Raw genomic sequence first — 19,244 nt, 5'->3', positions numbered from 1 at the left:
TGCAAAAACGCCAGTGTTGATTAAATTTTGTGCCGATGCTGAAAGTTTGCGCGCGCGGCGCCTCAGAAATGCAGGCGAATCTGCTGGAAACCGGTGTCGTCCAGCCGCAGCGGTTCGATGCGCAGATCGGGATGTGCGCCCAGATGCGCCAGCGCGCGGGGCGATGTTTCGAACACGGCACTGGTCGCGGGCATCGGGCGGAAACGCCAGATCGGCAGTGGTGCGGGGGTCAGGGAGGTCTGCTGTTTCGCCAGCGCCACCAGCGCCTGATGCAGGCTGAGTGCCGGGCCCAGATCCAGATCGGGCCTTTGGGTGCCCGCAAAATGCCCCGCGCCCGAGCTGCGGTAATTGTTCGTCGCCACGACAAAGCGCTGGTCGGCCTGCACCGGGCGTCCATCATGGCGCAGATTGACGATGCGGCGGGCCTGCGGGGCATTCAGCAGGCCTTCGGGGGTGAAACGCGCGGGCTGGCTCAGGTCGATTTCATAGCTCAGCCCGGCAATCACGTCGAAATTGTAGCAGGGGAAGTCCGGGTCAAGCAGCGGCTGGTCGCTTCGTCCGGGGGTGATTTGGGCGAAGACCCCGGCCGAGCGTTCGAGCCAGTCGGCCAGTTCGGCCCCCGTGACCTCGAGCGCGGCGACCGTATTGGGGAAGACATAGAGGTCGGAGATATGGCTCATCCGCAGCGGGCCGGGCGCGAGATCGAGGAAGAAATTCGGCCCGCCGCGCCCGCCGCATTTGAACGGTGCCGCGGCGGACAGCAGCGGCAGGCGCGCTTCGGGCCGGCCTGCCAGGCAGCGCGCCACATGCGCGGCCTGCGCCTGCGCCACCAGCGCAAGCCCGGCATCCGGTGCCACCAGCGAGAAATAGCTGTGCAGCGGCACCGACAGATGCCCCACATCGCGCCGGATATAGCGCAGCGTTTCGGTATGGGCGGCAGCGTTGATCTGCAGGACCGCGCGGTCTTCGGGCAGGCGTGGAAGGCAGCGGCCGCCGGGCGCGGGCGCGCAGGCGGGGCGCAGTTCGGTGGTGAAATCGGTCAGGCGCCAGCCTTCGGGCGTCAGCTCCAGCCGCAGGTCCATCACCCCCAGGTGCGAGCCCCAGCGGCCGGGGTTCATCGCGGGCTTGCCATGCAGCGTGCCGCGTGCCGGGTCGATGCCGGGGCTTGCCGGGCTGCCGGGGCCGGGGAAGCACAGGTGGCTGTGTCCGCACAGCAGCACGTCGATCCCGTCCAGCGCCGCCAGCGGCAGCGCGGCATGTTCTGCCGGCGCCTCGCCCGATCCGCCCGGTGGCGTGGGGGCGATTCCGGTATGGGCCAGCGCAATCACCAGATCGACCCCGGCAGCGCGCAGGGCAGGCAGGCAGGCGCGGGCGGTCTCGACAATCTCGGTCGTCCACAACTGCCCGTCCAGCAGCGCCACATCCCAGGCGGCGGTTTGCGGCGGCAGAAAGCCGATCACCCCGATCCGCAGCCGGTGGCGGGTGCCGGTCTGATCCAGGCAGTTCCGCTCCAGCACCACCCACGGGGGCAACAGGGTGCGCGGGGTATTTTCCGTCCCGGGGGGCGCGATCAGCGCATTGGCGCAGACCAGCGGAAATCGGGCCCCCGCCACCGCACGGCGCATGAAATCCAGCCCGTAATTGAATTCGTGATTGCCCGGCGTCACTGCGTCATAGTCGAGCGCGTTCATCGCGGCGATCACCGGGTGCGTTTCGCCCTCGGCCAGCCCGCGCACCCGCGCCCAATATTCGGTCAGGGGCGTGCCTTGCAGGAAATCGCCATTGTCGAACAGCAGGCTGTTGCTGGCCTCGGCGCGGGCCTCGGCAATCAGGCTGCTCAGCCGCGCCAATCCCACTTCGGGTTGCGGCCTGTCGGTGAAGTAATCGTAGCCCTGAACATAGCCGTGCAGATCCGTCGTTTCGATCACTCGCAAGGCGATGGTCGCGCGCACTCCCTCCAACTGCCCGGGCATGTGCCGGTCAGAAGCTTCTGTCATCCTTCGAACCCTTCGACTGCGGCTGGCCCGCAGCTTTGCCCTTTTGGGCTTGATTATATCTGTCCCGGCTTTCGCCCTGTATACAACCTAAGGTGGATACTGGGCCGCCCGCCAGTCGAATTTTCCCCAACTGGTTCTTTATCCACAGGGCGCGGCATCTGCGCAACGCTGCTGGCGGGCCGGGCAGGTCTGTGCGACAACTCCGTCAAACCCCGATGGGCGCCGACTGTCGTGCCCCAACCCGCCGGAGCGCCCGATGTCCGTTTTTCTTGCCGCACCCGATTTCGCCTTTTGCGGTTCTGCGCTCGAGCGTGCGGCGCATCTGCGTGACCAGCCCGAGGCGATGGCGGCGGCGCTGGCCAATCCGCAGACGCGGATCTTGCCGCTGTGGCGGGGGCGGCCGCTGTTTGCTGCGGCGGGCGCGTCACCCGATCCGGTCGCGGGCGCCGGGCTGATGCCGCTGGCGCCGGGCCATCCGGTGCTGGGCGCAGGCACCGAGGTGCCGCTGTTTCTGGGGCTGTCGGGCGGGCAGGCCGTATTTGCGCAGGATGTCTCGGACTGGGTGCCCGAGGGCGCCTTGCCCGACGGTGCGGCGTTCTTCGATGCGACCGAGCAGACCCATCCCGACCTGCCCGCGGGCAGCTGTTTTGCGGAACTGCGTGGCCGTCTGCCCGCGCTTGATCCGCGTGCGGGCGAACTGGCCGCGACGGCCCGCGCGCTGCTGACCTGGCATGCCACGCACCGGTTCTGTGCGGTCTGCGGGGCGCCCTCGCGCCCCGAGGCCGCGGGTTGGCAGCGGCGCTGCATCGCGTGCAATGCGCAGCATTTTCCGCGCACCGATCCGGTGGTCATCATGCTGGTGACGCGGGGCAATTCGGTGCTGCTGGGGCGCAGCCCGGGCTGGCCCGAGGGGATGTTTTCCTGCCTTGCCGGGTTCATGGAGCCGGGCGAGCCGTTGCAGGCTGCGGTGCGCCGCGAGGTGGCCGAGGAAACCGGCGTGATCGTGGGGGGCGTGCGCTTCGTCGCCTCGCAGCCCTGGCCGTTTCCGGCCCAGCTGATGCTGGGCTGTCAGGCCGAGGCGGTATCCGACGCGATCACGCTCGACCCGGCCGAGATTGAAGAGGCACTGTGGGTCACGCGCGAACGGCTGACCGGCATATTCGCGGGCACCGACCCGCAGATCCGCCCGCCGCGCAAGGGGGCGATCGCCGGATGGCTGTTGCGCGAGTGGCTTGCGGACCGGCTGAATTGACGGCACTGATTGGGACAGTTTCGGTGCAGTGCGGCGGTTTCCCCGCCAGATCAAGGTGAGAGACCGCCCCATGAAGTTTTCCAGCCGCGCGGATGTCGCAGCGCCCGTCGCCTTCGTGTTTGACCAGCTTGCCGATTTTTCCTCTTTCGAGCAGGCGGCGCGGGGGCGCAAGATCAGCTTGCGCAGGCTCGATACACTGGCGGTGCCGGGGGCTGGGATGTCATGGGACATCGGTTTCATGTTTCGCGGCAAGCCACGCCAGCTGGTCGCGGACATCCGCCGTTTCGATCGCCCGGAATTGCTGGAATACGCCGGGGTATCTTCCAGCTTCGAGGCGGCGCTGGCGCTGAACATGATTTCGCTGAGTTCCGCGCGTACGCGGCTGCATGTGGTGCTGGAGATGAAGCCACGCACGCTGGGCGCGCGGCTGCTGATCCAGTCCGCCAAGCTTGGACGGGGCAACCTGGAACGCAAGTTCACGGATCGGATCACCCGGTTCGGGCAGGCGCTGGAGGCGCGCGCCCGTCAGGCCGGGGTGTGACGGGGCGCTGCGCGCTCAGGCGTGGCGGCGCGGATCGGCCGGGTAGACGCCCAGCAGCGACATCGACGAGGTGAAATAACGCAACTCGTCCAGCGCCAGGCGCACGTTGCTGTCGTCGGGGTGGCCTTCGATATCGGCATAGAACTGCGTCGCGGTGAAGCTGCCGTCGACCATGTAGCTTTCCAGTTTGGTCATGTTCACGCCATTGGTCGCGAACCCGCCCATCGCCTTGTACAGCGCGGCGGGAATGTTGCGCACGCGGAACACCAGCGTGGTCAGCATCGGCCCCGGGCCGCGGCGCTTGAGGTCCGGTTCGCGCGACATCACCAGGAACCGCGTCGTGTTGTTCTGCTTGTCCTCGATATGGCGCGCCAAAAGGTCGAGCCCGTAGATATCGCCCGCCAGTTCCGAGGCCAGCGCCGCCACCGAAGGATCGCCCTTTTCCGCGACGATCTTGGCCGAACCGGCGGTGTCGGCGCCGGTGATCCGTTCCAGCCCGTGGCTTTGCAGGAAGCCCCGGCACTGGCCCAGCAGGACCGTATGGCTCATCGCGGCACGCACATCGGTCAGCTTGGTGCCCTTGACGCCCAGCAGGTTGATGTGCACCCGCACGAAGGCCTCGTTGATGATGTGAAGCCCGCTTTCGGGCAGCAGGTGGTGGATATCGGCCACCCGGCCATAGGTCGAGTTTTCGACCGGCAGCATCGCCAGATCGGCATCGCCGCGGCGCACCGCCTCGATCACGTCCTCGAAGGTGCGGCAGGGCAGGGCCTCCATGTCGGGGCGCGCCTCGTGGCAGGCCTGATGCGAATAGGCACCCGGCTCCCCCTGAAATGCAATCCGTCCGGTGATCTTCTGCGCAGTCATCAGCCTCTCCTCGCCTCGTCGTGCCGCCCGCGCCGGGCGGGCGCGGTCTTGTCTGACCTATACCGGGATGCCCGGCAGGGGAAGCGTCAACACGCCGGGGCAGGGTACGGGCCGGGCCGCACGCGGCATCCGGGCCACGCCACGCGTGCCTGGGGCGGCAAACGCCAGCAAAACAGCGCAATCTGGGGGTTTTGACCCAAAGATTGCTTGAAACACAGGCACCAAAGCGGATACATGCGGGCAACTGAACAGCCATATCAGGGACGAGCCATGTTCAAAATCACCAATATCATCAAAGCAGCGGGTGCGGTTCTGGGCGCATTCCTGTTCTTCCTCCTCGGCAACTGGGCGTCGGGCGCGCTCTACTCCATCGGCGGCTCGGCCCATGGCGACGAGGGCGCCGAAGTGGCCATGATGACCGCGACCCCCGGCGGTCTGCTGGACAAAGGTGACGATGCCGCCGCCGCCCCCGCCGAAGAGGTTGTGGCGCTGGTGCTGGGCGAAGGCGATGTCGCGGCTGGCGAAAAGGTGTTCGGCAAGTGCAAGGCCTGCCACAAGGTCGACGGCAAGAACGCCACTGGCCCGCATCTGGATGGTGTCGTCGGGCGCCCGGTGGCGGCGGTCGAGGGCTTTGGCTATTCCGATGCCTTCATCGCGCATGGCGGCGAATGGACGCTGGAGGCGCTGGACGCCTATCTGACCAAGCCCAAGGATTACATCCCGGGCAACAAGATGTCCTTTGCCGGTCTGCCCAAACCCGAAGACCGCAACAACGTGATCACCTACCTGCAGTCGCTGGGCGGCTGATCCGGCGATCATCCGAATTTGAAAGGCCGCGCCCCTGTGGGTGCGGCCTTTTGCTTTGATTTCACGCAGATGCAACTTGCCCCCGGGGGGCGCCGACCTTTAGCGTGGCCAAAACCGAACGGGAGGCATGGATGGTGCAGGCGGCAGGTGCAACAAGATCGGATCGGGGCGTGATCTCGCGCGGGATGCTGGGCGGGATGCTGCTGGGTGCGGCGCTCTGGGCCGGGTTCGTCACGCAGACCCGCGCCGAAGGCACGATCACGGCCAGCGCGATCTCGACGCTGGGCGATCTGAAATATGCCCCCGATTTCGCGCATCTGGATTACGTCAACCCGCAGGCGCCCAAGGGCGGCGAGATTTCGGAATGGGCCCCGGGCGGGTTTGACAATTTCAATCCCTACACATTGGAAGGCCGGGCGGCGGCATTGTCCTCGATCGGGCACGAGTCGATGCTGACCGGCACCGCCGACACCGTGGGCGAGGCCTATTGCCTGCTGTGCGAAAGCCTCGAATACCCGGAAAGCCGCGATTGGGTGATCTTCACCTTGCGTGAAGGCATCCGGTTTTCCGATGGCACGCCGATGACAACCGACGATGTGCTGTTTTCCTACGAGCAACTGCGCACCAAGGGCCTGTCGTCGTTTCGCGCCGTGATCGCGCAGCAGATCGCATCGGTCGAGGTGCTGGACCCGCGGCGGATCAAGTTCACCTTCCAGCCCGGCTATCCGCGCCGCGACATCATCCAGGCGGCGGGCGGATTGCCGGTGTTTTCCAAGGCACAGTTCGAACGCGATGGCATCGACCTTGAGAAAACATCCGACAAGCCGCTGATCGGTTCGGGGCCCTATGTGCTGGACCGCGCGCAGAACAGCCGGTCGGTGGTGTGGAAACGCAATCCCGACTATTGGGGACAATATCTGCCGATCAACATCGGGCGCAACAATTTCGACCGTATCCGGGTCGAGTATTTCGGCGATTACGCGGCGGCTTTTCAGGGGTTCAAGGCGGGCGCCTATACCTTCCGCAACGAGGCAAGTTCAATCAGCTGGGCCACGGGCTATGACTTTCCGGCCTATCAGAACGGCTGGGTGGTGAAGGCCGAACTGCCCGACGGCAATATCGCCTCGGGTCAGGCCTTCCTGATCAATCTGCGCCGTGATCGGTTCAAGGATATTCGCGTGCGTCAGGCGATCGGGCTGATGTTCAACTTCGAATGGGCAAACGAGACGCTGTTCTACGGGCTTTACGAACGGGTGAACTCGGTCTGGGAAAACTCGCCGCTGGAAGCGGTCGGCACGCCCTCTGCGGAGGAGCTGGAAATTCTGACGCCACTGGCGGCAGATCTGCCCGAGGGGGTGCTGAGCGATCCGGTCGCGATGGCGCCGGTGTCGGGCAAGCGACAGCTGGATCGCGGCAATCTGCGCAAGGCGGCGGCACTGCTGGATGCGGCGGGCTGGCCGGTGGGCGACGACGGCATGCGGCGCAATGATCGCGGCGAAACCCTGCGCGTCGAGATCCTGAACGACAGCCAGACTTTCGACCGGGTCATCAACCCCTATGTCGAAAACCTGCGCGCACTGGGCGTCGATGCGGTGCATGCCCGCGTCGATGATGCGCAATATGAAAACCGCCGCCGCGCGCATGATTTCGATCTGATCACCGCCCATGTTGGCCAGGATTTCATCCCCGGCGCCGATCTGCAGCAATATTTCGGCTCGGGCTCGGTGGGGGATGTGTTCAACGCCATGGGCTTGGCCAACCCGGCCATCGACGCGCTGATCCGGCAAGTCGAAGAGGCGAAAACCCGGACCGAGCTGACGCCGCGCGTGCATGCACTGGACCGGGCGCTGCGGGCGCTGGTGTTCTGGGTGCCGCAATGGTTCAAGGCAACGCATACCGTGGCCTATTTCGACATGTACGAACACCCCGAAACCCTGCCGCCCTATACGCTGGGCGAGCTGGACTTCTGGTGGTATAACGCAGAAAAAGCGGAAAAACTGAAAGCCGCGGGCGCGTTGTGACCCAAAGCGGCGGATAAAAGGGCAGAAAACTCCTATGGGCGCCTATATCCTGCGGCGGTTGCTTCTGGTGATCCCGACGCTGATCGGGATCATGCTGGTCAATTTCACGCTGACGCAATTCGTGCCGGGCGGGCCGATCGAACAGATCATCGCCCGGGTCGAAGGCGAGGCCGACAGCCTGCGCAATATCTCGGGCGGCGGTGATGCGGGCGCGGGGCAGGGCGGTGTAGCCGATAGCGGCTATCAGGGCGCGCGCGGGATCTCGCCCGAGTTGCTGGCGCAGCTTGAGGTGCAGATGGGCTTTTCCCGCATCGTCTGTGACCCCGGCTTCACCGGCACCCCCGACCTGAAAGACCCCGCCTGCCACAAGGAGCCGATCCCGGCCTGGAAGCGGTTCTTCATTATGATGGGCGATTACATCCGCTTCGATTTCGGAAAAAGCTTCTTCCATTCGCAAACGGTGATCGAACTGGTGGCCGACAAGCTGCCCGTCTCGCTGACGCTGGGGCTGTGGTCGACGATCCTGGCCTATCTGATCTCTATCCCGCTGGGTATCCGCAAGGCGGTGCGCGACGGCACGCCGTTTGACACCTGGACATCGGGCGCCATCATCATCGGCTATGCGATCCCGGGCTTTCTGTTTGCGGTGATGCTGATGGTGCTGTTCGCGGGCGGGTCGTATTGGAAGATCTTCCCGCTGCGCGGCCTGACCTCGGATAATTTCGATCAGCTGAGCATGATGGGCAAGGCGCTGGATTACCTGTGGCACATCGCGCTGCCGGTCACCGCCACCACGATTTCCAGCTTTGCCACCATGACCCTGCTGACCAAGAACAGCTTTTTGGACGAGATCAACAAGCAATATGTGATGACCGCCCGCGCCAAGGGCCTGACCGAACGGCGGGTTCTGTATGGCCATGTCTTCCGCAATGCGATGCTGATCGTGATCGCGGGCTTTCCGGCGACGTTTCTGGGCGTGTTCTTCGGCGCCTCGATCATCGTCGAGACGATCTTCTCGCTCGACGGGCTGGGGCTGCTGGGATTCCAGGCGACGGTCGAACGCAACTACCCGGTGATCTTTGGCACGCTTTACGTCTTTGGCCTGATCTCGCTGGTGGTCGGCATCCTGTCGGACCTGATGTATGTGTTCGTAGATCCGCGCATTGATTTCGAGCGGAGGGCGGGCTGATGGCATTGTCGCCCCTGAACGCGCGCCGCTGGCGCAATTTCAAGGCCAACCGCCGCGCCTTCTATGCGCTGTGGATCTTTCTGGCGCTGTTCACCGCCTCGCTGTTCGCCGAGGTGATCGCCAATGACAAGCCGATCGTGGTCAGCTATCGCGGGCAGCTGTTCTTCCCGGCCTATCGCTTCTATCCCGAAACCGCCTTCGGTGGCGATTTCCGCACCGAGGCGATCTATCGCGACGAGGCGGTGCAATGCCTGATCGTCACCGGCGGGGCCGAGGCGTGTTGGGACGATCCCGAAACCTATATCGCCGAGGCGCAGGCCACCGGCACCGTCGATGGCGCGCCGGTGCAGACCGGCTGGATGATCTGGCCGCCGATCCCCTATCACTACCGAACCATCAACAACGTCGGCACAGCGCCCTCCGCGCCCGATGGCAAGCACTGGCTGGGCACCGATGACACCGCGCGCGATGTGCTGGCGCGGGTGATCTATGGGTTCCGCACCTCTATCCTGTTCACGCTGATCGTGACCGCCGTGGCCAGCGTCATCGGCATCGCGGCGGGGGCGGTGCAGGGCTATTTCGGCGGGCGCACCGATCTGGTGTTCCAGCGCCTGCTGGAGATCTGGGGCTCTACCCCCTCGCTTTATGTCATCATCATCCTGTTCGCGATTTTGGGGCGCAGTTTCTGGCTGCTGGTCTTCGTGTCGATCCTGTTCGGCTGGCCCGCGCTGACCGGCGTCGTGCGCGCCGAATTCCTGCGCGCGCGCAATTTCGAATATGTCCGCGCCGCGCGGGCGTTGGGCGTCAGCGACCGCACCATCATGTTCCGCCACATCCTGCCCAATGCGATGGTGGCGACGCTGACGATGCTGCCCTTCGTCATCACCGGCACGATCTCGATGCTCGCCTCGCTCGATTACCTGGGCTACGGGCTGCCCTCGTCCGCGCCCAGCCTGGGCGAACTGGCGCTGCAGGGCAAACAGCACCTGCAGGCGCCCTGGCTGGCCTTTGCGGCGTTTTTCACCTTTGCTTCGATGCTTTCGCTCCTCGTCTTCGTGTTCGAGGGCGTGCGCGATGCCTTCGACCCCCGAAAGGTCTTCAAATGACCCCGGTTCTGAGCGTCACCGATCTACGCGTGTCCTTTCGGCAGGACGGTCGGATCATCCCCGCCGTGAAGGGCGTCAGCTTCGCCGTCAACAAAGGCGAAACCGTGGCGCTGGTCGGCGAAAGCGGATCGGGCAAATCGGTCACCGCGCTGTCCACGGTCGCCCTGCTGGGCGGCAATGCGATCCTTGAGGGATCGGTGAAATATGACGGGCAAGAGATGATCGGCGCCGACGAGGCGCGGCTGCGCCGTGTGCGCGGCAACGATATCAGCTTCATCTTTCAGGAGCCGATGACCTCGCTCAACCCGCTGCACACGATCGAACGGCAGATCGGCGAGAGCCTTGGCCTGCATCAGGGTTTGCGTGGTGAAGCGGCGAAGGCGCGGATCGTGGAACTGCTGGAAAAGGTTGGCATCCAGAACCCCGAAACCCGGCTGGCCGATTACCCGCATCAACTGTCGGGCGGGCAGCGGCAGCGGGTGATGATCGCGATGGCGTTGGCCAATGGCCCAGAACTGCTGATCGCGGATGAACCCACGACTGCGCTTGACGTGACGATCCAGGCGCAGATCCTGGACCTGCTGGCCGATCTGAAGCGCGACATGGGGATGAGCCTTTTGTTCATCAGCCACGATCTGGGCGTGGTGCGGCGCATCGCCGACCGGGTCTGCGTGATGCAGAACGGCGAGATCGTCGAACAGGGCCCGGCCGAACAGATCTTTGCCAATCCGCAGCACCCCTATACCCGCAAGCTGCTGGCTGCCGAACCGCAGGGCTGCGCCGATCCGGTGGCGCCCGACGCCCCCGAACTTGTGCGCACCGAAGACCTGCGGATCTGGTTTCCGGTGCAGCGTGGTTTGCTGCGCAAGACCGTGGGCCATGTGAAGGCGGTCAATGCCGCCAGCCTGTCGGTGCGGGCGGGTGAAACGCTGGGCATCGTCGGCGAATCCGGGTCCGGCAAGACCACGCTGGCGCTGGCGATCATGCGGCTGATCGGTTCCGAAGGGCCGATCTTCTATCAGGGCGAGGACATCTCGACATGGCCTGCGCGCGATCTGCGCCGGTTGCGGCGCGACATGCAGATCGTATTCCAGGACCCGTTCGGCAGCCTCAGCCCGCGCATGACGATCGAACAGATCATCGGCGAGGGGCTGACCGTCCACGGTGTCGATCCGGGCCGCAACCGCCGCGACATGGTGGCCGAGATTATGACCGAGGTCGGGCTCGACCCCGCAGCGATGGCCCGCTACCCGCATGAATTTTCCGGCGGTCAGCGCCAGCGCATCGCGATTGCGCGCGCGATGATCCTGCGCCCCAAGGTGGTGGTGCTGGATGAACCGACTTCGGCGCTGGATATGACGGTGCAGGTGCAGATCGTCGATCTGCTGCGCGATCTGCAGCGCCGTCACGGGCTGGCCTATCTGTTCATCAGCCACGATTTGCGGGTGGTGCGGGCGTTGGCGCACAAGGTTTTGGTGATGAAGCGTGGCGACGTGGTAGAAGCAGGTCCGGCCGAGCGGATCTTCACCGCGCCGCAGACCGATTATACCCGCGCCCTGCTGAGCGCAGCGCTTGGAGAGCGCGCGTGAAAATCCTGTTCGTGCATCAGAACTTTCCCGGCCAGTTCCCCCATCTGGCGCCGGCGCTTGCCGCGCGTGGCCACGAGGTGATGGCGCTGACGGCCGAAACCAACCAGCGGCCCTCGCCGGTGAAGGTGATGAAATACCGCAAACCCGCCGAGGTCACGATCGAACCACGGCTGAGCAAGCTTTATGCCGAATGCTGCGAACGCGGGCTGAAGGTGGCGCTGGCCGCACGGCAGATGCGCGATCAGCTGGGCTATGTGCCAGATGTGATCTTCGGCCACCCCGGCTGGGGCGAGACGCTGTTCCTGCGTGAAATCTGGCCCGAAGCGAAGCTGCTCGTCTATGCGGAACTGATGTATCAGACGACCGGCCTTGATACCGATTTCGACCCGGAATTCGCGCGTCCGACCCTGGACAGCCGGATTTCCACCACCGCGCGCGCGGCGCATCTGATCCAGGCGATGGTGCAGGCCGATGCCGGCCTGTCGCCCACAGAATTTCAGGCCGCGACCTTCCCGCCCGAATTGCGCGGCAAGATCACCGTCTGCCATGACGGGGTGAATACCCAAACCGCCCGCCCCGACCCGCAGGCACGGCTGGATATTCCCGGCACCACGCTCAGCTTCCGTCCGGGCGATGAGGTGCTGAGCTTCGTCAACCGCTCGCTCGAACCCTATCGCGGCTATCACAGCTTCATGCGCGCGCTGCCCGATGTGCTGGCCGCGCGCCCGAACGCCCATGCGGTGATCGTCGGCGACGAAGGCCAAAGCTATGGCGCCGCGCCACCGGGCGACAAAAGCTGGAAGCAGATCTTTCTGGACGAGGTGCAGGACCGGCTGGACCTGAGCCGCGTGCATTTCCTGGGCCGCGTGCCTTACCCGACCTTCCTGAGCCTGCTGCAGATCAGCCGGGTGCATGCCTATCTGACCTATCCCTTCGTGCTCAGCTGGTCGCTGATGGAGGCGATGGCGGCGGGCTGCCATGTCATCGCCTCCGACACCGCCCCGGTGCGCGAGGTGATCCGCCCCGGCGAGAACGGGCAACTCGTGGATTTCTTCGACATCCCGGCCTGGTCGGCAAGACTGACCGAGGCGCTGGCCGAACCGGAAAGCTTCGCCCCCCTGCGTCAGGCTGCGCGGCGCGACATCGTCGCGCGCTACGATCTGCACAGCCATTGCCTGCCGCGTTTGATCGACTTCGTGGAAAACGCCGGGCGCCCGATCTGACCCCGACCCCCTTGGCGCCGCCGGCCGCTCCGCGGGGGATATTTGGGCCAGAAAGAAGGTGCTGTGCTTTCTTTCTGGCAAAAAATATCCCCGCCGGAGGCTCCGACGGGGATCATGGGCATTGTGCCGGGGCAGGGGCGTCAGATCGCCGAGCTGTGGCCCGATTTCGACAGATCGTAGGCATCGAAATGCCGGGCGATCATCCGGGTCAGGGGGCGGCCCTTTTCGGGGATCTCCAGCCCTTCGGTCGTGACCTGCACCATGTCTTCGAACTTCGCCGCACAATCGGCAAACATCGTGGCCAGTTCGGTGGTGCTGGCGCCATAGTCACGCACCAACTCGTCGGTCGACACCTTGAAATCGCACATCAGGGCCTCGATCAGCCGCGCGCGCAGCTTGTCATCGGGGGTGAAGACATGGCCCCGCGCAGTCGAGAAGCGGCCCTCGCGGATCGCGCCGGTATGGGTGCCGGTGGCCGAGGCGTTCTGGGCATAGCCCTGCGGGAAGCGCGAGATCGAGCTTGCCCCCATCCCCACCAGAACCGGGGCCAGATCGTCGGTATAGCCCTGGAAATTCCGGCGCAGCTGGCCTGCTTTCAGGGCCTTGGACAGCCCGTCGGTGGGCAGTGCGAAATGGTCGATGCCGATTTCGTCATAGCCATCGGCCACGAACAGCTTGCGCGCCGTTTCGAACAGCGCCAGCCGTTCCTGCGGGGTCGGCAGGTGATCCGAGGGAATCAGCGTCTGCCGCCGCGCCATCCACGGCACATGCGCATAGCCGTAAAGCGCCACCCTGTCGGGCCCGAGCGACAGCAGTTTCTGCACGCTTTCGGAAATCTTGCGGTTGGTCTGATGCGGCAGCCCGTACAGGATATCGGCATTCAGGCTGGCCACGCCGCGCGCGCGGATCATGTCGACGGCCGCGCGGGTGATTTCGTAGCTCTGATCGCGGCCGATCACGCTCTGGATTTGCGGGTCGAAATCCTGCACCCCGATCGAGGCGCGGTTCATGCCGCTTTCGGCCAGCGCATCCATCCGCGCGTCGTCGATCTCGTTCGGGTCGATCTCGACCGAGAATTCGGCGCCTTCGCCCATCGGCACGGCCTCGAACACCGCAGCGGCCACGCGCCGCATCATGTCGGCAGGCATCAGTGTGGGTGTGCCGCCGCCCCAATGCAGGCGCGACAGCGTGACGCCCGGCGCCAGCCGGTCGCGCAGCATCTTCAGCTCGGCCAGCAGGGTTTCGGCATAGGCGCGCACCGGTTCGTCGCTTTGCGTGCCCTGCGTGCGGCAGGCGCAGAACCAGCACAGCCGCCGGCAAAACGGCACATGCATGTAAAGCGAAATGCTGGACCCCGCCGGGATCGCCTCGATCCAGTCGGCAAAATGCTGCGGCCCCACTTCAGTCGAGAAATGGGGCGCGGTGGGGTAGCTCGTGTAGCGGGGAACCCGTGCATCGAAGAGCCCGAGCCGGGTGAGTTGCGATTCCTGTTTCATGGGCGTATCTTTAGCGATAGAACGCGCAAGACAATTTGACCCAAATCAAGAAATGCAGATGGCTCACGACGACGTGCACCCGGTCTCGCTGCAATGCGGAGACTGCCCGATCCGCCACCGTGCCGTTTGCGCGCGTTGCGAGACCGACGAAATCGAGCAGCTTGAAGAAATCAAGTATTACCGCAGCTTCGAGGCGGGGCAGACCGTCATCTGGGCCGGCGACAAGATGGATTTCGTGGCCTCTGTGGTCACCGGCATTGCCACGCTGACGCAGACGCTGGAAGACGGGCGCACGCAGATGGTCGGGCTGTTGCTGCCGTCGGATTTCGTGGGGCGTCCGGGGCGTGAAAGCGCGGCCTACAACGTGACCGCCACGACCGATATCCTGATGTGCTGTTTTCGGCGCAAGCCGTTCGAAGAGATGATGGAGCGCACGCCCCATATCGCGCAGCGCCTGTTGCAGATGACGCTGGACGAGCTGGACGCGGCGCGCGAATGGATGCTGCTGCTTGGCCGCAAGACCGCGCGCGAGAAGATCGCCTCGCTCCTGTCGATCGTGGCGCGGCGCGATGCCTCGATCAAGCTGCGCTCGGCCACCGGGCGGATGACTTTCGATCTGCCGCTGACCCGCGAGGCGATGGCCGATTACCTGGGCCTGACGCTGGAAACCGTGAGCCGCCAGATTTCCGCGCTGAAACGCGACGGGGTGATCGAGCTGGAAGGCAAGCGCCACGTCACCGTGCCCGACATGGACCGGCTGATGCTGGAAGCAGGCGACGATTCGGACGGTGGCTTCCTGATCTGAGCGGGCAGGGCGGGCTCAGCCCGGCATGCCCTCCAGACGGGGGGCATGTTCCAGGCCGTCTTCCCAATCCGCGCGACTGGACAGGCAGATATGCGCGGTCGGACGCAGCGTGACCGGGGTGTCAAGCGATCCGGCGGGGACTACCAGAAGGCCCTTCACACTGGTCGGCAGGGGCGATCCGCAGCTGGTGCAAAAACTGCGTTGATGCCGGGTTTCGGGCAGGCGGAAGGTCTGCACCTGGTCCTGCCCCGACAGCCAGTTTAATTCGGACGTGGTGGCGAAGAGATTGGCGGCATGGGCCGAGCCCGAGCCCTTGCGGCAGCGCGAGCAATGGCACAGGAAGAACAGCTCGAAAGCGCCGCTGATCTGGAAGCTGACGTCGCCGCACAGGCATCTGCCGGTGGTGATCTGGGTCACGGCCGCGGGCCTTTCTGTCTGGTGCAGGTCAGAGCAACGTAATCCTTGGGGGGATCGGTCGCGCGGTCAAGCCTGTGCGGGGAAGGGATGGCAAAACGGCGCCCCGTGGGGCGCCGCCAGTGTTTTGGGAGAGGCGCTTAATGCGCCATCAGAACCGGCACTTCGGCCATTTCCAGCATGTGCCGGGTGGCGCCGCCCAAGATCGCCTCGCGGAAGCGCGAGTGGCCGTAGGCGCCCATCACCACCAGATCGGCGTTGCTGTCGCGGATGTGGCGGTTGAGCACATCAGATACCCGCGGCATGGTTTTCGCCAGCACCGACACCTCGGCATGCACACCGTGGCGCGAGAGCATCTGGCTCAGCTGACCGCCGGGGTCGGAGCGCTCGGGGCCATGGGTCGGCGGGTCGATCACGGTGATATCGACCAGATCGGCGGCCTTCAGCACGGGCAGCGCCTTGCGGATCGCGCTGAGCGCTTCGCTCGACTGGTTCCAGGCGACGACAACACGCCGTGCCGCCACCGCGCCGGCATAATCGTCGGGGACGATCAGCACCGGCACCTGGCCTTCGAACAGCGCCGATTCGATCACCGCTTCCAGTTCCTGCCCGCGGCCCTTGGCATAGGGGCGGCCCATCACCACCAGATCGGCAAAGCGCGCGCGCATGCCCACGATCGTGGCGATCGCGCCGATCTGCACGACCAGCGTTTCCGAGGCCCAGCGGATGTCTTCGCTGCCGAGCCGGGCGCGCACCGCGGCCTCGACCTCTTTGGCGTCATCTTGCGCACGGTCAAGCGTTTCCTGCTGCACGAAGGCCGTGGCCCCCGCGTAGTAATAGCCCGTCTGCGTGCGGTCGACGCCCATGCACAGCACATCAAGATGTGCATCTTCGCGCCGGGCCATCGCCACGGCGGTATCCAGCTGCGCCTTTGCGGCCGCAGCATCCGTTACGATTGTCAGAATGGATTTGTAGGCCATGGCCGATCCTCCGCCAGGTGTGTCCGAAGTGCAGATTACGTCATCCGATCATGCCGCGCCTTGACGCGGATCAATCGGTCGCAGGCGCACTATCTCGTCTGGAACGGCACGAGGGCAACCCCCTAAAGGGCTTTCGGAGCGGGCTTTTTTCGCGGCGCGCCATATGGGGTTTGACTTGACGGGGATCAATGGCTTGATATTTGTGAATTTGCACCTGCGGCGAATGAACTCACCCCGGTGCCAAGGATTTGATGCAGATCAATGCATCGGGCATACCCTGAGACCACAAGGGCTACAGTCATGAACCCACTGCCCGGAGTCCGACTCGGCTCCGGGACAGAGGAACAGACAAGACGAAGGGACGCACAACATGTGGGATTACTTTAAGCTGATCGCGCTGGGGTTGGTTGCGGTGCTTGCCGCAATCGCAGCCAACTACGCGCGCGATCTTGCATATATGGTGAACGCGATCGAGGTCATGCTGGCCGCTGCGATCGCGTTCATCTGGGTGCTTCGCACCATGGGGGCCCCTGCGGCCCCGCAAACTGAATATAACGACGGCGTGGTTCGCGCCGGGGTTATCGCAACGACCCTGTGGGGCGTTGTGGGCTTCCTGGTCGCGGTCATCATCGCGTTCCAGCTGGCCTTCCCCGCCCTCAATTTCGAATGGGCGCAAGGCTATCTGAACTTCGGCAAACTGCGCCCGCTGCACACCTCGGCGGTGATTTTCGCCTTCGGTGGCAACGCGCTGATCGCCTCGTCGTTCTATGTGGTGCAGCGCACCTCGGCGGCGCGTCTCTTCGGTGGCGGCCTTGGCTGGTTCGTGTTCTGGGGCTATCAGCTGTTCATCGTTCTGGCGGCGACCGGCTATATCCTGGGCGCCACGCAGTCGAAGGAATACGCCGAGCCGGAATGGTATGTCGACCACTGGCTGACCATCGTCTGGGTCGCCTATCTGATCGCCTTCCTCGGCACCATCGTGAAGCGCAAGGAACCCCACATCTATGTGGCCAACTGGTTCTACCTGTCGTTCATCGTGACCATCGCGATGCTGCACCTGATCAACAACCTGACGGTTCCGGTCTCGATCTTCGGTTCGAAGTCGGTTCAGGTGTTCTCGGGCGTGCAGGATGCGATGACCCAGTGGTGGTATGGCCACAACGCCGTGGGCTTCTTCCTGACCGCGGGCTTCCTGGGCATGATGTATTACTTCGTGCCGAAGCAGGCCGAACGTCCGGTCTATTCGTACAAGCTGTCGATCGTGCACTTCTGGGCGCTGATCTTCCTGTACATCTGGGCCGGTCCGCACCACCTGCACTACACCGCGCTGCCCGACTGGGCCTCGACGCTGGGCATGGTGATGTCGATCATCCTGTGGATGCCGTCCTGGGGTGGCATGATCAACGGTCTGATGACGCTTTCGGGCGCCTGGGACAAGCTGCGCACCGACCCGATCATCCGCATGATGGTGGTGTCCGTGGGCTTCTACGGCATGTCGACCTTCGAAGGCCCGATGATGTCGATCAAGGCCGTGAACTCGCTGTCGCACTACACCGACTGGACCATCGGTCACGTCCACTCCGGCGCTCTGGGCTGGAACGGCATGATCACCTTCGGCGCGCTCTACTTCCTGGTGCCGCGTCTGTGGGCGCGTGAGCGTCTGTATTCGCTCAAGCTGGTCAGCTGGCACTTCTGGCTCGCCACCATCGGCATCGTGCTTTACGCGGCGTCGATGTGGGTCACGGGCATCATGGAAGGCCTGATGTGGCGCGAAGTCGACAGCCAGGGCTTCCTCGTGAACGCCTTCGCCGACACCGTGGCTGCGAAGCATCCGATGTATGTCGTGCGTGGTCTGGGTGGTGTGATGTATCTCACCGGCGCGCTGATCATGGCCTACAACCTCTGGGCAACTGTTGCCAAGCAACCGCGCGTCGCGGCGGCTTCGGTGGCTGCTGTCCCGGCTGAATAAGGAGATCAGTGAGAATGGCACTTCTTGATAAACACAGCGTCATCGAGAAAAACGCGACGCTGCTGCTGATCTTCTCTTTCGCCGTCGTGACCGTCGGCGGGATCGTCGAGATCGCACCGCTCTTCTACCTCGAGAACACCATCGAGAAAGTTGAAGGCGTGCGTCCCTACACCCCGCTCGAACTGACGGGCCGCGACATCTATGTGCGCGAAGGCTGCTACGTCTGCCACTCGCAGATGATCCGCCCGATGCGCGATGAGGTGGAGCGTTACGGTCACTACTCGCTCGCTGCCGAGTCGATGTATGACCACCCGTTCCAGTGGGGCTCGAAGCGGACGGGGCCTGACCTCGCCCGCGTCGGCAACCGCTACTCGGATGCGTGGCATGTGGACCACCTGATCAACCCGCAATCGGTCGTGCCGGAATCGGTGATGCCGAAATACGGGTTCCTCGTCGACCGCATGATCGAGCCCGAGTATATCGAGGACCGTCTGAAGACCGACGCCCTCGTGGGTGTGCCCTACAGCTCGGAGATGATCGAGAACGCCAAGGCGGACTTTGCCGCCCAGGTGGATCCCGATGGCGATTACGATGGGCTGAACGCGCGCTACTCCGAGGCCTTCGGGTCGCCGGCGGTCAACGTGCGCAACTTCGACGGCAAGCCCGGCATCTCGGAAATGGATGCCCTGGTTGCCTATCTTCAGGTTCTCGGCACGATGGTTGATTTCTCGACCTTCGAACCCGTGGCAAGTCGCTAAGGAGGGCGGGGATGGACTACCACATCCTGCGTGAGTTCGCGGACAGCTGGGTCATGCTCGCGCTGTTCGCCACCTTCATCGGTGTCGTTATCTGGGCCTTCCGGCCCGGATCGCGCAAGACCCATGAGGACACGGCCAACATCCCCTTCCGGCATGATGACAAACCCGCCTGTCAGGGTGGCTGCAAAGGCAGCTGCCATGACGACGGCGCCACGTTGTAAGGAGGCGTG

17 protein-coding genes are annotated in these 19,244 nt (G+C 64.5%); 12 read left to right on the top strand and 5 right to left on the bottom strand.

Features of this window, described 5'->3' with window-relative positions:
• Positions 1-62: 62 nt before the first annotated feature.
• Positions 63-1,997, bottom strand: a complete 1,935-nt coding sequence (locus P2G62_RS07600) for a bifunctional 2',3'-cyclic-nucleotide 2'-phosphodiesterase/3'-nucleotidase (RefSeq protein WP_275734275.1) — start codon at positions 1,995-1,997, stop codon at positions 63-65.
• 343 nt (positions 1,998-2,340) lie between these two features.
• Here P2G62_RS07600 and nudC point away from each other — a divergent pair, with 343 nt between their 5' ends.
• Both nudC and P2G62_RS07590 read left to right on the top strand, forming a co-directional pair.
• Entirely contained in the window at positions 2,341-3,249 is a 909-nt protein-coding gene (gene nudC / locus P2G62_RS07595; RefSeq protein ID WP_275734392.1) for an NAD(+) diphosphatase, read from the top strand.
• A gap of 70 nt (positions 3,250-3,319) precedes the next feature.
• Entirely contained in the window at positions 3,320-3,790 is a 471-nt protein-coding gene (locus P2G62_RS07590; protein WP_275734274.1) for an SRPBCC family protein, read from the top strand.
• 15 nt (positions 3,791-3,805) lie between these two features.
• On the opposite strand, the gene P2G62_RS07585 is transcribed toward P2G62_RS07590, so the two are convergent.
• Positions 3,806-4,642 carry a prephenate dehydratase gene (locus P2G62_RS07585; RefSeq protein ID WP_275734391.1) on the bottom strand — a complete coding sequence of 279 codons (837 nt, stop codon included), beginning with the start codon at positions 4,640-4,642 and terminating at the stop codon, positions 3,806-3,808.
• Between the two features lie 285 nt (positions 4,643-4,927).
• Between P2G62_RS07585 and P2G62_RS07580 the strand changes: the two genes are divergently transcribed.
• From P2G62_RS07580 to P2G62_RS07555, 6 genes are all read left to right on the top strand, one after another.
• Positions 4,928-5,464 (top strand): cytochrome c family protein, encoded by a 537-nt coding sequence (locus tag P2G62_RS07580; protein ID WP_275734273.1) that lies wholly within the window; start codon positions 4,928-4,930, stop codon positions 5,462-5,464.
• 131 nt (positions 5,465-5,595) lie between these two features.
• The gene (locus tag P2G62_RS07575; protein ID WP_275734272.1) at positions 5,596-7,485 is read left to right on the top strand and encodes an extracellular solute-binding protein; all 1,890 of its coding nucleotides are present in this window, start codon (positions 5,596-5,598) and stop codon (positions 7,483-7,485) included.
• A gap of 34 nt (positions 7,486-7,519) precedes the next feature.
• The gene (locus P2G62_RS07570; RefSeq protein WP_275734271.1) at positions 7,520-8,674 is read left to right on the top strand and encodes an ABC transporter permease subunit; all 1,155 of its coding nucleotides are present in this window, start codon (positions 7,520-7,522) and stop codon (positions 8,672-8,674) included.
• Entirely contained in the window at positions 8,674-9,780 is a 1,107-nt protein-coding gene (locus P2G62_RS07565) for an ABC transporter permease (RefSeq protein ID WP_275734270.1), read from the top strand. The genes P2G62_RS07570 and P2G62_RS07565 overlap by 1 nt, the downstream gene beginning before the upstream one ends.
• Positions 9,777-11,369 (top strand): ABC transporter ATP-binding protein, encoded by a 1,593-nt coding sequence (locus P2G62_RS07560; RefSeq protein WP_275734269.1) that lies wholly within the window; start codon positions 9,777-9,779, stop codon positions 11,367-11,369. Before P2G62_RS07565 ends, P2G62_RS07560 begins: the two co-directional genes overlap by 4 nt.
• Entirely contained in the window at positions 11,366-12,592 is a 1,227-nt protein-coding gene (locus P2G62_RS07555; RefSeq protein ID WP_275734268.1) for a glycosyltransferase, read from the top strand. Before P2G62_RS07560 ends, P2G62_RS07555 begins: the two co-directional genes overlap by 4 nt.
• A 140-nt stretch (positions 12,593-12,732) precedes the next feature.
• Here P2G62_RS07555 and hemN read toward each other — a convergent pair whose 3' ends face one another.
• Positions 12,733-14,088 carry an oxygen-independent coproporphyrinogen III oxidase gene (gene hemN / locus P2G62_RS07550; RefSeq protein ID WP_275734267.1) on the bottom strand — a complete coding sequence of 452 codons (1,356 nt, stop codon included), beginning with the start codon at positions 14,086-14,088 and terminating at the stop codon, positions 12,733-12,735.
• Positions 14,089-14,146: 58 nt separating this feature from the next.
• Between hemN and P2G62_RS07545 the strand changes: the two genes are divergently transcribed.
• The gene (locus P2G62_RS07545) at positions 14,147-14,893 is read left to right on the top strand and encodes a Crp/Fnr family transcriptional regulator (RefSeq protein WP_275734266.1); all 747 of its coding nucleotides are present in this window, start codon (positions 14,147-14,149) and stop codon (positions 14,891-14,893) included.
• A gap of 15 nt (positions 14,894-14,908) precedes the next feature.
• Here the strand turns inward: P2G62_RS07545 and P2G62_RS07540 are convergent, their stop codons facing one another.
• Both P2G62_RS07540 and P2G62_RS07535 read right to left on the bottom strand, forming a co-directional pair.
• Entirely contained in the window at positions 14,909-15,310 is a 402-nt protein-coding gene (locus P2G62_RS07540) for a GFA family protein (protein WP_275734265.1), read from the bottom strand.
• Positions 15,311-15,447: 137 nt separating this feature from the next.
• Entirely contained in the window at positions 15,448-16,287 is an 840-nt protein-coding gene (locus P2G62_RS07535) for a universal stress protein (protein WP_275734264.1), read from the bottom strand.
• 370 nt (positions 16,288-16,657) lie between these two features.
• On the opposite strand from P2G62_RS07535, the gene ccoN reads away from it, so the two are divergent.
• Genes ccoN through P2G62_RS07520 form a run of 3 tightly spaced genes read left to right on the top strand, consistent with a single transcriptional unit; the run spans position 16,658 to position 19,235 of the window.
• Positions 16,658-18,256, top strand: coding sequence for a cytochrome-c oxidase, cbb3-type subunit I (ccoN, locus tag P2G62_RS07530; RefSeq protein ID WP_275734263.1), 1,599 nt, complete (start codon positions 16,658-16,660; stop codon positions 18,254-18,256).
• Between the two features lie 14 nt (positions 18,257-18,270).
• Positions 18,271-19,014: a cytochrome-c oxidase, cbb3-type subunit II gene (ccoO, locus tag P2G62_RS07525; RefSeq protein WP_275734390.1), complete on the top strand. Its 744-nt coding sequence runs from the start codon at positions 18,271-18,273 to the stop codon at positions 19,012-19,014.
• A gap of 11 nt (positions 19,015-19,025) precedes the next feature.
• A complete protein-coding gene (locus P2G62_RS07520) occupies positions 19,026-19,235 on the top strand; it encodes a cbb3-type cytochrome c oxidase subunit 3 (RefSeq protein WP_275734262.1) in 210 nt (69 codons plus the stop codon).
• Positions 19,236-19,244: the final 9 nt, after the last annotated feature.

The sequence above is a fragment of the Paenirhodobacter sp. CAU 1674 genome (assembly GCF_029222945.1).
Classification (GTDB): Bacteria; Pseudomonadota; Alphaproteobacteria; order Rhodobacterales; family Rhodobacteraceae; genus Rhodobacter.
The sequence above is the reverse complement of the archived record's forward strand: the minus strand, read 5'-3'. Positions and strand labels throughout refer to the sequence as shown.